Source organism: Pseudoalteromonas sp. SG43-7, assembly GCF_014164295.1.
GTDB classification, from domain to species: domain Bacteria; phylum Pseudomonadota; class Gammaproteobacteria; order Enterobacterales; family Alteromonadaceae; genus Pseudoalteromonas; species Pseudoalteromonas rhizosphaerae.
Genome location: NZ_JACJEY010000204.1, coordinates 1 through 335, shown reverse-complemented (window position 1 = coordinate 335; position 335 = coordinate 1). Strand labels below are relative to the sequence as shown.

The 335-nt window shown below is 34.6% G+C and carries 1 rRNA gene; it reads right to left on the bottom strand.

Annotated elements, in window-relative coordinates:
- Positions 1–101, bottom strand: a 23S ribosomal RNA gene (locus H5200_RS23545); the annotation flags it as partial.
- Positions 102–335: the final 234 nt, after the last annotated feature.

Sequence of the window (335 nt, the reverse complement as noted above, 5' to 3'; positions counted from 1 at the left end):
AAGTGCTTTTTACTAGCTTGACTAGGCTTATCGCAAGTTAATACGTCCTTCATCGCCTCCAACTGCCAAGGCATCCACCGTGTACGCTTAGTCACTTAACCATACAACCCAAACGGGTCTTTGTTTTGTGACAGTTTAACTTCGCCAGAAGTTAATATTGAATACTAAAGTAGATACCAATCAACAAACGAAACGTTCATTAAATGGCAATGAATGATACTGCTATCATTCTTTTTTACTTTTGAAAACTCTGTACAAATACACTGTATTTATACGAATTTTATTATCAGCTTTTCCAAATTTTTAAAGAGCATATTAATTAGTTAACCCAAAGG